The sequence below is a fragment of the Microbacterium sp. JZ37 genome (assembly GCF_035188445.1).
GTDB lineage: Bacteria > Actinomycetota > Actinomycetes > Actinomycetales > Microbacteriaceae > Microbacterium > Microbacterium barkeri.
The window spans coordinates 1,736,888-1,750,720 of record NZ_CP045253.1 but is presented as its reverse complement, the minus strand read 5'-3'; the positions used below and the strand labels follow the sequence as shown (position 1 = coordinate 1,750,720).

Annotated in this window: 11 protein-coding genes and 1 tRNA gene; 2 read left to right on the top strand and 10 right to left on the bottom strand. The window is 70.2% G+C overall.

What is annotated here, in order from left to right; all coding sequences use genetic code 11:
- Positions 1 to 35: 35 nt before the first annotated feature.
- From GC092_RS07940 to dusB, 6 genes are all read right to left on the bottom strand, one after another.
- Positions 36 to 2,516 (bottom strand): family 43 glycosylhydrolase, encoded by a 2,481-nt coding sequence (locus GC092_RS07940; RefSeq protein WP_324011227.1) that lies wholly within the window; start codon positions 2,514 to 2,516, stop codon positions 36 to 38.
- 359 nt (positions 2,517 to 2,875) lie between these two features.
- Positions 2,876 to 2,948: transfer RNA gene (locus GC092_RS07935), tRNA-Asn, on the bottom strand.
- A gap of 86 nt (positions 2,949 to 3,034) precedes the next feature.
- A complete protein-coding gene (locus GC092_RS07930) occupies positions 3,035 to 3,817 on the bottom strand; it encodes an ATP-binding cassette domain-containing protein (protein ID WP_271171887.1) in 783 nt (260 codons plus the stop codon).
- A 21-nt stretch (positions 3,818 to 3,838) separates the two neighbouring features.
- Complete coding sequence (gene dnaG / locus GC092_RS07925) at positions 3,839 to 5,704, bottom strand: DNA primase (protein WP_324011224.1); 1,866 nt, start codon at positions 5,702 to 5,704, stop codon at positions 3,839 to 3,841.
- Positions 5,704 to 7,080: a deoxyguanosinetriphosphate triphosphohydrolase gene (locus GC092_RS07920; protein WP_271171889.1), complete on the bottom strand. Its 1,377-nt coding sequence runs from the start codon at positions 7,078 to 7,080 to the stop codon at positions 5,704 to 5,706. The genes dnaG and GC092_RS07920 overlap by 1 nt, the downstream gene beginning before the upstream one ends.
- Positions 7,070 to 8,224, bottom strand: coding sequence for a tRNA dihydrouridine synthase DusB (gene dusB / locus GC092_RS07915; protein WP_324014815.1), 1,155 nt, complete (start codon positions 8,222 to 8,224; stop codon positions 7,070 to 7,072). Before dusB ends, GC092_RS07920 begins: the two co-directional genes overlap by 11 nt.
- A gap of 66 nt (positions 8,225 to 8,290) precedes the next feature.
- On the opposite strand from dusB, the gene GC092_RS07910 reads away from it, so the two are divergent.
- Positions 8,291 to 8,788, top strand: a complete 498-nt coding sequence (locus GC092_RS07910) for a glutathione peroxidase (protein ID WP_324014813.1) — start codon at positions 8,291 to 8,293, stop codon at positions 8,786 to 8,788.
- Here GC092_RS07910 and GC092_RS07905 read toward each other — a convergent pair whose 3' ends face one another.
- From GC092_RS07905 to recO, 3 genes are read right to left on the bottom strand one after another with little or no spacing between them, the layout of a single operon-like run.
- Positions 8,789 to 9,469 (bottom strand): DsbA family oxidoreductase, encoded by a 681-nt coding sequence (locus tag GC092_RS07905; protein ID WP_324014811.1) that lies wholly within the window; start codon positions 9,467 to 9,469, stop codon positions 8,789 to 8,791. It abuts the gene before it with no gap.
- Between the two features lie 37 nt (positions 9,470 to 9,506).
- Complete coding sequence (locus tag GC092_RS07900) at positions 9,507 to 10,307, bottom strand: isoprenyl transferase (RefSeq protein WP_282977770.1); 801 nt, start codon at positions 10,305 to 10,307, stop codon at positions 9,507 to 9,509.
- Between the two features lie 19 nt (positions 10,308 to 10,326).
- On the bottom strand, positions 10,327 to 11,055 hold the full coding sequence (recO, locus tag GC092_RS07895; RefSeq protein ID WP_282977771.1) for a DNA repair protein RecO: 729 nt from the start codon (positions 11,053 to 11,055) through the stop codon (positions 10,327 to 10,329).
- Positions 11,056 to 11,091: 36 nt separating this feature from the next.
- Between recO and GC092_RS07890 the strand changes: the two genes are divergently transcribed.
- Positions 11,092 to 11,862: a trimeric intracellular cation channel family protein gene (locus GC092_RS07890; RefSeq protein ID WP_271171895.1), complete on the top strand. Its 771-nt coding sequence runs from the start codon at positions 11,092 to 11,094 to the stop codon at positions 11,860 to 11,862.
- Between the two features lie 60 nt (positions 11,863 to 11,922).
- On the opposite strand, the gene leuA is transcribed toward GC092_RS07890, so the two are convergent.
- Positions 11,923 to 13,677, bottom strand: coding sequence for a 2-isopropylmalate synthase (gene leuA / locus GC092_RS07885; protein WP_324014809.1), 1,755 nt, complete (start codon positions 13,675 to 13,677; stop codon positions 11,923 to 11,925).
- Positions 13,678 to 13,833: the final 156 nt, after the last annotated feature.

The following is a 13,833-nucleotide window of genomic DNA, read 5'->3' as shown; positions in this document are numbered from 1 at the left end:
GAGACTCCCGACCGGCCCCGCATCCGCGCGCGACGTCAGCCGCAGCTGGCGGCCTCGGTCGGGATGTCGCGCTGCACCTCGACCTGCTCTCCGTCCACGGTCGCCGTCGCCGTGACCGTCAGCGAGCCCGCGTCGACCTGCGAGTGTCGCGTGTTGATCGCGGCCGACCTCGCGGCACCGGGATCGACCGCGCCCAGCTCACGCCGTCCGAACGGCGACTCGACGACGAAGGTCGCCGCGACATCGTCCTCGTTCACCACCCGCACGGTCTGCATGATCTGCTTGCCGGCCAGGCAGCGGTCGAGCACCTCGACGGAGAAGGCGAGCGCGTCGTCCGCCGCGAACGCCCAGTTGTCCACCTCCAGCAGATCCGCGTCCGCTGCCGCGCCATCGGCCCCGGCGAAGACGAAGAACACGTCGTGCTCGCCGGTCGCACCGGTGACCGGCGCCTCGACCGTCGTCCACTCCCCGAGCGTGCCGTCGACGGGGATCTCCGCGACGACCTGTCCGTCGACATCGTCCAGGCGCACCTGGACGCTGGCGCCTTCGACGAGTGGCTTCACCCGTGCGGACACGGTCTTCGCCCCGTCGCCGAAGTCCACGCCGGCGACCGCGGCGAAGTCGCCGTCATTCACGTCGGCGAGCAGCATGTTGCCGCCGCCGTTGTGCTCGGGGAACTCCACCGACGGGGCGTCGGCCTGCTCGGTGCTGATGCCGAGCTGCCACGCGAGCGTCTCCGCCTCGAACGTGCGATACGGATCGAAGCTCTCGACCTGATCGACGCCCGCGCGCGTGCCCTGGACCGGCTTGATCGTGCCGTCCTCGTTGAACTCGAGCTTGTCGATGTGGACCGAGCGGTATCCCTGGGTGGCACCCGGCGTGCCGAGCGCCGCGGCCCACGCGGCACCGCGGGTCTGGGCGTGGTAGGTGAGGTACGTCTCGCCCTTGAACGTGAACATGTCGGAGTGGTTGTTGCCGCCGTTGCCCGCGCCGAAGTGCACGGCGGGGTTCTGGAACGCCACACCCGCGTACTTCGCGGAGGACAGGTCCATCGGATCGTCCGTCATCATGTATGCGATCGCTCCGCGCTCGGGGTACTTGCCGGGCTCTGGCGTCACCTGGAAGTTCGACGAGTACGAGTAGTAGTACCGGCCATCGTGCTTGAACATGCTCGAGGCCTCGAAGATGCCCGGGGCGTCGATCTCGACGGGGTCGCCGGCGAGCGTCACCATGTCGTCTTCCAGCTTGGCCACGCGCGTCGACTTCGGGTTCTGGGGCCCCTGCTGGTTGGGGCTCGTGCCGATGACCGAGTTGCCGCCGAAGTACAGGTACCCCTGACCGTCGTCGTCGATGAACACCTCGGGGTCGAACAGCCACATGCCCGCGGGGAAGCCGCCGTTCGCGATGTACTCGGGCGAGACCGTGTCGGGAATGATCTTCTTGCCCACCGGGTCCGTCCAGGGGCCGAGCGGCGACCCTCCGACGACGACCGCGGTCCCTGTGCCGCTGTCGCAGAAGTAGAGGTAGACCTTGCCATCCTTCTCGATGGCGGCGGGCGCCCACGAGTTGCGCGCCCACGGAGCCGCACCTCCCTCGCGCGCGATCGGAACGCTGCCGTGGTCGACCCAGTTGACCATGTCGCTGGTCGACATGACGTTCAGACGGGTGATCGCTCCGTAGCCGTTCGGCTGAGTCGGGAGTCCGTTCGCGTCCTTGCTGTTCGCCTCGTACTGCTGGGTGTCGTCCGTGGAGTAGATGTAGAGCCGGCCGTTGTAGATCAGGTGGTGCGGATCGGCCCCGAACTTGTGCCCCACGAGGGGGTTGTGGTCGCCGATCGGCTTCGTCTGGACCGACTCCAGGTTCGTGTACGCCGGCGCCTCGGGAGCGTCGGCGATCTTCACCAGCGAGAGCTCGTCGACCTTGAAATCCTGAAGGGCCGACGACCCCCACGGCGTCTCGACGAAGAACCACGACGCCGCGACGTGACGATCCTCGGCCGTGAACTCCCGTGTGAACGTGCCCCACTGGCCCTTGGTGAACGAGTTCCCGTAGTCGACGCACCCGTTGAAGTTCGACGGGCAGAACGTGAAGTTGAACTGCTGTGCGGCGGCGCCCTCGTCGTACTTGAGCTTCCCGGTCATGCGGTACGTCGCGCCGAGCTCGAGCTTCCCCGCGACGTCGGCGAACGGACCCGACTGGGTGTTCTCGCGATCGGTCACCGAGAGGGAGTGCGCGCCGCTCGCCGCGTCGTCGCTGAGGGCGAGCGTGCCACCGCGCTGGCTGGTCCAGCCGGAGGCATCCTCCACGAATCGCCCATCCGGCAGGAGGCTGCCGGGAACGGCGGGCGGCTCCGGCGCGGTGCCGAGTTGCGCAGGGACGGGCGCCGCGACGGCCTCCGGTGCCGCATAGGCGACCTGGCCGGCCAGCGTGACCGACGACGCGATCAGCGTCGCGATGCCGAGAGCCGCCGCTGCGCGGCGTCGCGGCCCGCGGGGACGGATGTGTCGTGATCTCACTTGCTGCACTCCTTTGTCCATGGTGGATGTCACGGGGGTCGTGCCTCGCGCATGGCCCGAGAAGGCGCACGAAGGCAGCGGGATCCGGAGATCCCGCAAGCGGTTCAGGCGCCGTAGTGACCCTCGCGACGGATCGATATCGTTTTCGTTGATGGCACTTCTGCACCCTCCTCCTCGAGGTGCACACGACCGCGCCGGCGCCTGCCTGGATGTTACCGGGAACAATGCGCGCGGAGCAAGCCTCGAACAATGCGCGCGGAGCAAGCCTCCGCGACGCCGATTCCCCTGGGATGCGGGTCACATGCTGAAGCGCCGGGGGCAAAGGGAAAGGGCCCGTCCGATGGACGGGCCCCTCTCAGCTCCCCGGCTTGGACTCGAACCAAGAACCTGCCGGTTAACAGCCGGCTGCTCTGCCAATTGAGCTACCGAGGATCACTCGCCGCCCCGCGGGGCAACTCCCCTAGCTTAGCAAACGCGCGAGCGCACACGGAAACCGAGCCGTGCACGCGGGCGTGTCGTCACGCGATGAGCAGCGTCTCGGTGCTCTTCATGCCCGGCGTCCAGTCCAGATGCTCCGCGTCGCCGGCGGCCACCACGTGCCCCGAGCGCAGGATGAGGCGATCGGCGTCGAGCTCGCGCGCGAGGTCCGCATCGTTCGTCACGAGCAGCGCGGCCATCCCCCACTCCTGCTGACGGCGGATGATCGCGTCGAAGATGACGTGCCGCACCTCGAGCCCGATGTTGGCGAGCGGCTCGTCGGCGATGAGCACCCGCGGATCGAGGATGAGCGCGCGCGCGAACGCGACGCGCTGGCGCATGCCGGCGCTCAGCTCGTACGGGAACTTCGAGGCCGCGCCGAGCGGCAGGTGCATCTCGTCGAGCAGCGCAGCCACGCGCACCGCGAGGGCCCGCTGATTCACGCGCCGGTCGCGTGACGTGATCGGCTCCGTGATGACCTCGGAGACGGTCAGGCGCGAGGGCAGGGCGGCTCCCCCGCCCTGCGGCACGTAGCCCGTGCGATACGTCAGCACGCGGTGCGCGCGACCGGGGCGGCGCACCGAGATGCCCGTGACGAACGCGTCGCCTCCCGACACGGCGATCGAGCGGTCGCGCGTCCCGGCGAGGACGGACGCCAGGCTCGACTTGCCCGAGCCGGTCGGGCCCGAGACGCACAGCGTCCCGCCGACGGGAAGCGTCGCGGTCACGCCGTCCACGGCGCGGATGGCCTGGCCGCGGCCCGAGCGGGACACGCTCAGGTCGACGCAGCGGACGGCGTTCTCGGTGTCGTCGGGCACGCGCATTGTTCCATCCTGCCTTGCCGTCTAGGACTCGTCGAGCAGCTGGCGCCGCTCGATGTCGAGATCGCGCAGCCGCACGCGCACGGCGCGGCCCTCCTCGGACTCGGGAGCCACGCGCTGCACCGCGCCGAGCAGCTCGTTCTTCTCGGCATCGATCGCCCGCAGGACGATGCGGCGGCACAGATCGTTCACGGAGAGCACGGCGCGCTCCTCGTTGAGCGCCGGGAAGTCGCGCGTGATGAGCTCGGCCGCGAGCGAGCGGTAGGGCTCCCGCACCATCTCGACCGCGGCGACCGACCATCCGATCTTCGTGCGGTCGACGGCCTCGACCGCCACCCGCACCGCCTCGAGAGCCGGCGTGCGGAACGGCAGCGAGAGCGCGCGATGCAGGAGATTCGGCTCGACGCGGTGCCCGTACTGGAGGATGCCCGTGAGCGCGTCGCGCTCGATGGCGGTGTCGGTGCCGCGTGGCAGCGTCGCGAGCGACACGCGCACTACGGGCGCGGCCTCGCTCTCGGGCACCTCGGCCCTGGCGGGCTCCGGGCGGCGCTGCGGGTCGCCCGACGTCTGCCGTGCGGCGCGCTCGACCTCCCCGTGGACATCGGTCGGGTCCATGCCCAGTCGCCGCGCGAGGACGCGCTCGTAGCCGGGGCGCAGAAGCCGGTCGCGGATCTCGGCCACGATGGGCGCTGCGGCGCGCAGGGCGCCGACACGGCCCTCCACCGTCCCGAGGTCGAACCGCGAGACGGCGCGGTCGATCACGAACTCGAACATCGGGACCTTGTGGTCGACGAGACTGCGCACGGCCCCGTCGCCTCTCTGCAGGCGCAGGTCGCACGGATCGAGCCCGTCGGGTGCGACCGCGACGAAGGTCTGCGCGTTGAAGCTCTTCGCGTCGGTGAAGGCGCGGATGGCGGCCTTCTGGCCAGCGGCGTCGCCGTCGAAGGTGAACACCACCTCGCCCGAGGCAGAGGAGTCGCCCATGACGCGGCGCAGCACCGTGACGTGCTCGGCCCCGAAGGCCGTGCCGCACGTCGCGATCGCGGTCGTGACGCCCGCGAGGTGGCACGCCATGACGTCGGTGTAGCCCTCGACGACCACGACCCGCCGAGGGTCGCCGCGCGAGATGTCGCGCTTCGCGAGGTCCAGGCCGTAGAGCACCTGCGACTTCTTGTAGATGGGCGTCTCGGGGGTGTTGAGGTACTTCGGGCCCTGGTCGTCGTCGTAGAGCTTGCGCGCGCCGAACCCGACGGTCTGGCCGGTCACATCCCGGATGGGCCAGATCAGGCGCCCGCGGAACCGGTCGTAGACGCCTCCGCGCTGATTCGTGGAGACGAGCCCCGCCGTCGTCAGCTCCTCGCGCGTGAAGCCCTTCGCCGTGAGCGCGTCGAGCATGTGGTCCCAGCCCTTGGGTGCGTATCCGACGCCGAAGTGCGCCGCCGCGCCCGCATCGAACCCGCGCTCTCCCAGGAAGCGGCGCGCGGCATCCGCTTCGGGCGACATGAGCTGCGCGCGGAAGAACTCCGCAGCGGCGGCGTTCGCGGCGAACAGGCGTGCGCGGCCGCTCGTCTCGGGCGCGGGCCCGCCGTCCTCGTAGTGCAGCGTGTAGCCGATGCGCGCGGCCAGCTTCTCCACGGCCTCCGTGAACGAGACGTGGTCCATCTCGCGCAGGAAGGTGTAGACGTCGCCCGACTCGCCGCAGCCGAAGCAGTGGTAGAAGCCCACCTGAGGGCGCACGTGGAAGCTCGGGCTCTTCTCGTCGTGGAAGGGGCAGAGCCCCTTGAGCGACCCCACGCCCGCGGACTTCAGCGCGACCCGCTCCCCGATGATGTCGGCGATGTTCGTCCGGGCCTTGACCTCGTCGACGTCGGCCTGCCGGATGCGCGGCATCAGGCCACCTGCGACGCGCGCGCGGCCTTCGAGGGCGCCCCGCGGCGCGCGTGACGAGGGGCCCAGATGCCGACCTCGGCGGGGTCGACCTCGCCGACGAGCCGGTTGTGCCACGCGACGGCGGTCTGATCGGTCAGGGAGGCGACCTGGTCCACGACCACGCGGGTGCGCGCGGCGTCGCTGTCGGCGGCGAGGAAGTCGGCCGCGAACGCCGGCTCGAGGGCGTCGGCGCCGGTCGACCACAGCGCGTCCGTCGAGACCAGGGCGTCTGCGATGCGCTTGAGCACGCGCCGCTGCTCGGCGTAGATGTGCCGGCGCTCGTCGATCGTCACGATCGTCGCGCCCATGAGGCCCTTGAGCACGGCGATCTCGACCTCGATCTCGCGCGGAACGACGACGTGGCCGCCGTATCGCGTGAGCGACGCCGCGGGGTACGCCGCACGCGTCGCGTCCACCGCGGCGCGGGCGAACCGGCCGATGAGATCGCTCGTGAGGTTCTTCAGACGGGCGAGGTCGCGCCGTGAGCGGTCGAAGGCGCGCATCCACATCGGGATGCGCGTGAGGCGGTAGAGGGCGTCGGCGAGCTCGTCGCGCGGGTAGTCGTATCCGACCCACTGCTGCACCTGGCCGATGAGCGGATGGTGCGCGACCGGATCGCTGACGTGGGCGAGATCGAGGTACCCGTTCACCACCGCGTCCTCGAAGTCGTGCACGGAGTACGCGATGTCGTCGGAGAGGTCCATCACCTCCGCCTCGATGCAGCGCTCCTTGGCCGGGGCGCCCTCGCGCAGCCAGCGGAACACGTCCTCGTCCTCGGGGTACACGCCGAACTTCAGGCGCCCGCCAGGATCGGCCACCGGGTCGGCGACCGTCCACGGGTACTTGCACGCGGCGTCGAGCGTCGCGCGGGTCAGGTTGAGCCCGTACGAGCGCTCGTCGTCGAGCACCTTCGACTCGAGCCGGGTGAGGATGCGCAGGCTCTGCGCGTTGCCCTCGAACCCGCCGATCTCGGACGCCCATTCGTTGAGCGCCTTCTCGCCGTTGTGCCCGAAGGGCGGATGACCCAGGTCGTGGCTGAGGCATGCCGCGTCCACGACGTCCTCCGCGAGCCCGAGCGCGGTGCCGAGCTCGCGCCCGACCTGCGCGACCTCGAGCGAGTGGGTGAGGCGGTTGCGCGCGAAATCCGCGGGACTCGCGGGACTGAGCACCTGCGTCTTCGCGGCGAGCTGCCGCAGCGCGGCGGAGTGCAGCACGCGCGCACGGTCGCGCGCGAAGTCATCGCGCTGCGAGCGATGCGTCTCGCGGTGGAAGCGCTCGGCATCGGCGTCCGTGTAGCCGGCGGGGCGGGGCGCGGCGCCCGTGCCCTCAGCCGCCACTGGTGTCCAGCTCCGCTTCGCGCAGCTCGCAGCTCGCGGCCTCGCCCAGCTCGCGCGAGTCGAGCCATCCCTCGGGCAGCACGGGGCGCTTGGGCGTGCCCGCGCGACCGCGCTGGCCCTCCGCGGCCTCGCCCGGATACGGTGCATCGTGGTCGAGCTCGGCGAGCAGGTCGTCGATCTCGGCGAGACTCGACGCCGTCGCCAGTCGCGCACGCAGGTCACCGCCCACGGGGTAGCCCTTGAAGTACCAGGCGACGTGCTTGCGGATGTCGCGGCATCCGCGATCCTCGTCGTCGAAGAACTCGACGAGCAGCTCCGCGTGGCGGCGGAAGGCCTGCGCGACGAACCCGAGGGTCGCGTCGACCTCGACGCCCTCGCCCCCGAACGCGCGCGCGAGGTCGCCGAACAGCCACGGACGCCCGAGGCACCCGCGCCCGACGACGACCCCGTCGCACCCGGTCTCGTCCATCATCCGCACGGCGTCGTCGGCCGACCAGATGTCGCCGTTGCCGAGCACGGGGATGCTCGTCACGGCCTCCTTGAGCTTCGCGATCGCCGACCAGTCGGCGTGGCCCGAGTAGAACTCCGACGCCGTCCGCGCGTGCAGCGCCACGGCGGCGGCGCCCGCGTCCTCGGCGATGCGGCCCGCATCGAGATACGTGAGGTGATCGGCGTCGATGCCCTTGCGCATCTTCACCGTGAGCGGGATGTGGCCGGCGGCCTCGACCGCCTGCTCGACGATGTCGCGGAACAGGCCGAGCTTCCAGGGCAGAGCGGACCCGCCGCCCTTGCGCGTGACCTTGGGCACCGGGCAGCCGAAGTTCAGGTCGATGTGGTCGGCCCTGTCCTCCTCGGCGATGATCCGCGCGGCGGCCGCGATCGTCTGGGGGTCGACGCCGTACAGCTGGATCGAGCGCGGCTTCTCGGACTCGTGGTGCCGGATGAGGCGCATCGTCGCGGCGTTGCGCTCGACAAGCGCGCGCGACGTGATCATCTCGCTGACGTAGAGGCCGCCGCCGTACTCGCGGCACAGCCGGCGGAACGCCGTGTTGGTGATGCCGGCCATGGGGGCGAGCACGACGGGCACGCCGATGTCGAGCGGGCCGATCCGCAGCGTGCGCGCAGGGGTGAGGACGGTGGTCACCCCTCGATTCTTCCAGACCCCAGCCGAGGCGGAGCCGAGTGTGCACAGCCGTCTTAGGCTGGGGCCATGACCGCCCCCGATGATCTCCGCCGTATCCCGTTCCGCGACGCCGACGGCGTCGAGAAGACGCTCGCCGACTACGGCGACGGTGTCCTGCTCGTCGTCAACGTCGCGTCGAAGTGCGGCCTCACGCCGCAGTACGAGCAGCTCGAGGCGCTCCAGCGGACCTACGGCGACCGGGGCCTGACGGTGCTCGGCTTCCCGTGCAATCAGTTCCTCGGCCAGGAGCCGGGGTCGCTCGAGGAGATCCTCGACTACTGCGCCACGACGTGGGGCGTCAGCTTCCCGATCCACGAGAAGGTGAACGTCAACGGCGCGCATGCCGCTGCGCTCTACAAGGCGCTCAAGAAGACCCGCGACGGCGTGGGCCTGGCCGGGCCGGTCGCCTGGAACTTCGAGAAGTTCCTCGTGCTCCCCTCGGGAGAGGTGCGCCGCTTCCGGCCGCCGGTCAAGCCGGACGCGCCCGAGATCGTCGAGGCGATCGAGGCCGCGCTCCCCCGCTGATCAGGCGGCGGGCTCTCCCGCCGCACGGCGCTCGGCCCACACCTGGCGTGCGACCTGCGCGAACGCCTGCGGCGGCTGAGCGCCGCTCACGCCGTACTTCCCGTCGATGACGAAGAACGGCACGCCGTTGATGCCGTATGCGCGGGCCTGCTCCTGGTCCCGACGGACGTCGGGCAGGTGGCGACCCGACTCGAGGGCCTCGCGCGCGCCATCCGCATCGAGCCCCGCCTCCGCCGCGATGTCGACGAGGTCGTCGATGCGCCCGACGTGGCGCCCCTCCGTGAAGTAGGCCTGCATGAGGCGCTCGGTCACCTCGAGCTGCCGCCCGTTCGCCTTCGCGTGGTGGATGAGCTCATGCGCCTTGACCGTGTTCGTGTGCTGGAGGATGTCGAACCGGTACGCGAGCCCCGCGCCCGCCGCGACATCCGTCACGCGCTCGAGCATCTGCTCGACCTGCTCTCGCGCCATGCCCTTGTGGCCGACGAGGAAGTCGAGCTCGGAGCCGTCGAAGTCCACGGGGGTGTCGGGCGCGAGCTCGAACGAGTGGAACGTCACCTCGACGCGCGGCGCGTCGTCGTCGCCGGCCACCTCCGCGAGCCCGGTCTCCAGGTTCCGCTTGCCGATGTAGCACCAGGGGCAGGCGATGTCGCTCCACACGTCGATCTTGATCGCATCCGTCACACCGGATGCAACGGGCCGCGACGCCTCGGCATTCCCCTCACGCCTTCGGCGCGTCGACCGCCCCGCCATACCGCCGGTCGCGACTGTGGAAGATGCGGATGGCCTCCCACAGGTCCTCGCGCGTGAAGTCCGGCCAGAGGCGGTCGAGGAAGACCATCTCGGCGTACGCGGCCTCCCAGAGCATGAAGTTCGACGTGCGCTGCTCTCCGCTCGAGCGGACGAAGAGGTCGACGTCCGGCATGTCGGGCACGTAGAGCCGCTTCGCGATCGACTTCTCCGAGATCGCCGACGGCTTGAGCCGCCCAGCCCTGACCTCCTCCGCGAGCTCGCGCACGGCGTCGACGATCTCGTACCGGCCGCCGTAGTTCACGCACATCGTGAAGGTCATCGTCTTGTTGGAGGCCGTGAGCTTCTCGGCTTCCTGCAGATCCTTGATGACGGAGCCCCACAGTCGCGGCTTGCGCCCGGCCCAGCGGATGCGCACACCCCACTCGTTGAGCTGGTCGCGGTAGCGGTGCAGCACGATCCGGCTGAAGTTCATGAGGAAGCGCACCTCCTCGGGCGAGCGCTTCCAGTTCTCGGTGGAGAACGCGTAGACCGACAGGTGCTTCACCCCCGCCTGCACCGCGCCCGCGACGACGTCGAGCAGCTGCTCGATGCCCTGTCGGTGACCCTCAACGCGCGGCAGGCCCTGCCGGTTCGCCCAGCGGCCGTTGCCGTCCATGACGATCGCGACATGGTGCGGCACGGGACCGGCGAACGCCGGCGGCTGGAGCCCCGTCCAGTCGAGGGGCTTGTACGGCTCGGCGTCGGGGTGGGTGTAGGGCTTGGGGCTCATGTGCTCTCTCGCGGGGTCGTCAACGGTGCTTCTCGACGTGGCTGAACGAGCGGATGGCGCGCTCGAGGTGGAACTGCGCGTACGCCGCGACGAGACCGGAGGCCGCGGACAGCTCGCCCGCGGGCGTGGCGTCCACGCGCTCCCAGTCGCCCTCGAGAAGCGCCGCGAGGAGGCTCAGGGTGGCCCGGCTCACGCGGGGGCTGCCGGCCGGCGCGCACGCCTCGCACACGACGCCGCCCAGCTGCGCGACGAACCGGTCGTGCGGCCCCGCCGCGCCGCAGCGCGCGCAGTCCTCGAACGAGGGGGCCCATCCGGAGAGCGCCATCGTGCGCAGCAGATACGAGTCCATGATCGCGTTCGGAGCGTGCTCGCCACGGGACAGCGAGCGCAGCGCGCCCACGAGCAGGAAGAACTGCTGCGGCGTCGACTCCGCCTCGTTCACGCGGTCGGCCGCCTCGACCATGGCGCTCGCGGCCGTGTAGCGCTCGTAGTCGGCGACGATGTCGGCACCGTAGGCGCCCAGCGAGTCGGCCTGCTGCACGATGTCGAGGCTGCGGCCGATGTAGAACTGCGCGTCGACCACCATGAACGGCTCGAGGCGCGCACCGAACTTCGACGAGGTGCGGCGCACGCCCTTCGCGACGGCGCGCACCCGCCCGTGCTGCTTCGTCAGCAGCGTGACGATGCGGTCGGCCTCGCCCAGCTTGTGGGTGCGGAGCACGACGGCTTCGTCTCGATAGGTGGGCACCGTTCGATTATCGAGCCTGTGCGCGAGGATGGACGCGTGACCGAGCCGCTCTTCGTCATCCCGCTCTGGGCCGACCTCCTCGCCGTCGGCCTCGGCGGCATCCAGGGCGCGCTGTTCGCGTCGGGCTTCCGCGGGCGCGCGCGACTGGACCTCCTCGGCGTCGCGATCATCGGCACGATGATCGGGATGGGCGGAGGGATCATCCGCGACATCCTGCTCGGACTCGCCCCCGCGACCCTCCAGAACAACTGGTACCTCGTGACCGCCGTGGGCGCCTCGCTCGTCGGCATGCTGCTCGCGGGCATCTTCGACCGCCTGAACAAGGTGATCGTCATGCTCGACGCGGTCGTGATCGGGATGTTCGGCGCGTTCGGCACGGCGAAGGCGATCGCGAACGGCATCCCGCTCATCCCCGCGATCTTCATCGGCGCGTGCGCCGCGGTCGGCGGCAGCGTGATCCGCGACATCGCGATGGGGCTCCCGGTCGCGATCATGCACGTCGGGTCGCTCTACGCGGTCGCCGCGGTCGTCGGCAACGCCGCGCTCGCGGTCTCGTACGCGCTCGGCCTGCCGATCGTCGCCGCCGCGATCCTCGGCATCGTGCTCACGACGATCATCCGCGTCCTCGCGGTGGTGTTCGACCTGTCGCTGCCGGAGCAGCGGCGCCTCAACCGCCGCCGGGTCGCTCTCGAGACGCGCGAGATCCCCGTCATCTCCGCCGGCGACATCCCCGCGGCGGCCGATCTCGGGCACACCGGCGCGATCATCCTGCCCGACGACATCACGAGGCCGCGCGAGGACGACTGATCCCGCACATGCGGAGCGGGTCGGGCCCCGAAGGACCCGACCCGCTCCGATGTCGCCGGATCAGGCGCCGACGAGCTCGCCCTCGCGGGCGCGGATCGAGCGGTTGACGGCCGAGATGATCGCCTTGAGCGATGCCGTCGAGATGTCGCCGTCGATGCCGACGCCCCACAGGCGCTCGCCGTCGACCTGCAGCTCGACGTAGGCGGCCGCCTGGGCGTCGGCCGAGGCGCTCATCGCGTGCTCGACGTAGTCGTAGAGCGTGACGTCGATGCCCTGCTCGCGCACGATCTCGAGGAACGCGGCGATGGGTCCGTTGCCTGCGGCAGACGCCTCGACCGTCGCGTCGCCGTCGCGGAGCGTCACCGAGAGCGTGCCCTCACCCGACGCGTCGCGGTTCGAGCGGGTTCCGAGCAGCTCGAACCGGCCCCAGCGCTGCTCGTCGACGGGCGACGGCAGGTACTCGTCCTGGAAGATCGCCCAGATCTGGTCGCTCGTGACCTCGCCGCCCTCCTGATCGGTCTTCGCCTGGACGACGCCGGAGAACTCGATCTGCAGCTTGCGCGGCAGGTCGAGCGCGTGGTCGGCCTTCAGGAGGTACGCGACGCCGCCCTTGCCGGACTGCGAGTTGACGCGGATGACGGCCTCGTAGGAGCGCCCCAGGTCCTTCGGGTCCACCGGCAGGTACGGGACGGCCCACTCGATCTCGTCGACCGAGACGCCCTGGGCCTTCGCCTGCGCGACCATCGCCTCGAAGCCCTTCTTGATCGCATCCTGGTGCGATCCGCTGAAGGCGGTGAACACGAGGTCGCCGGCCCACGGGCTGCGCTCGGGAACCGGCAGCTGGTTGCAGTACTCGACCGTGCGCTTGACCTGGTCGATGTCGCTGAAGTCGATCTGGGGGTCGATCCCCTGCGTGAACATGTTGATGCCCAGTGCGACGAGGTCGACGTTGCCCGTGCGCTCGCCGTTGCCGAACAGGCAGCCCTCGATGCGGTCGGCGCCCGCCAGGTAGCCCAGCTCGGCCGCCGCGACGGCCGTCCCGCGGTCGTTGTGCGGGTGCAGCGACAGGATGACGTTCTCGCGATTGTGGAGGTGGCGGCTCATCCACTCGATCGAGTCGGCGTACACGTTCGGCGTCGTCATCTCGACCGTCGCCGGCAGGTTGAGGATGATCTTGCGCTCGGGCGTCGGCACGAGCACCTTCATGACCTCGTTGCAGATCTCGACGGCGAACTCGAGCTCGGTGCCGGTGTACGACTCGGGCGAGTACTCGTAGTAGACCGTCGTCTCGGGAACGGTCTGCTCGTACTGCTTGCACCAGCGCGCGCCGGCCAGCGCGATGTCGATGATGCCCTGCTTGTCGGTGCGGAACACGACCTCGCGCTGGAGCACGCTCGTCGAGTTGTAGAGGTGCACGATCGCCTGCTTCGCGCCCTTGATCGCCTCGTAGGTGCGGGCGATGAGGTGCTCGCGTGCCTGCGTGAGGACCTGGATCGTCACATCGTCGGGGATGAGATCCTCCTCGATGAGCTGGCGCACGAAGTCGAAGTCGGTCTGGCTGGCCGACGGGAAGCCGACCTCGATCTCCTTGTATCCCATCTTGACGAGGAGGTCGAACATCACGCGCTTGCGCTCGGGGCTCATGGGATCGATGAGCGCCTGGTTCCCGTCGCGCAGGTCGACGGCGCACCACCGGGGCGCCTTCTCGATGCGCTTGCCCGGCCACGTGCGGTCCGGGAGGTCCACGGCGATCTGCTCGTGGAAGGGCCGATAGCGGTGGATCGGCATGGCGCTGGGCTTCTGGTTGTTCTTCATGATCGATGCTTCTTCCGGGTTCTGCAGACGAGATCGGGCCGACAGAAAGCTCCGCGACGAGGGGCCCTAGATCGAGATCTCGTCGCGGCAGCTAAGAAGAAGCAGACCGCCACAGCGCATGCATCTACCGTAACACGCAGAGTGCACAGTCAGAGC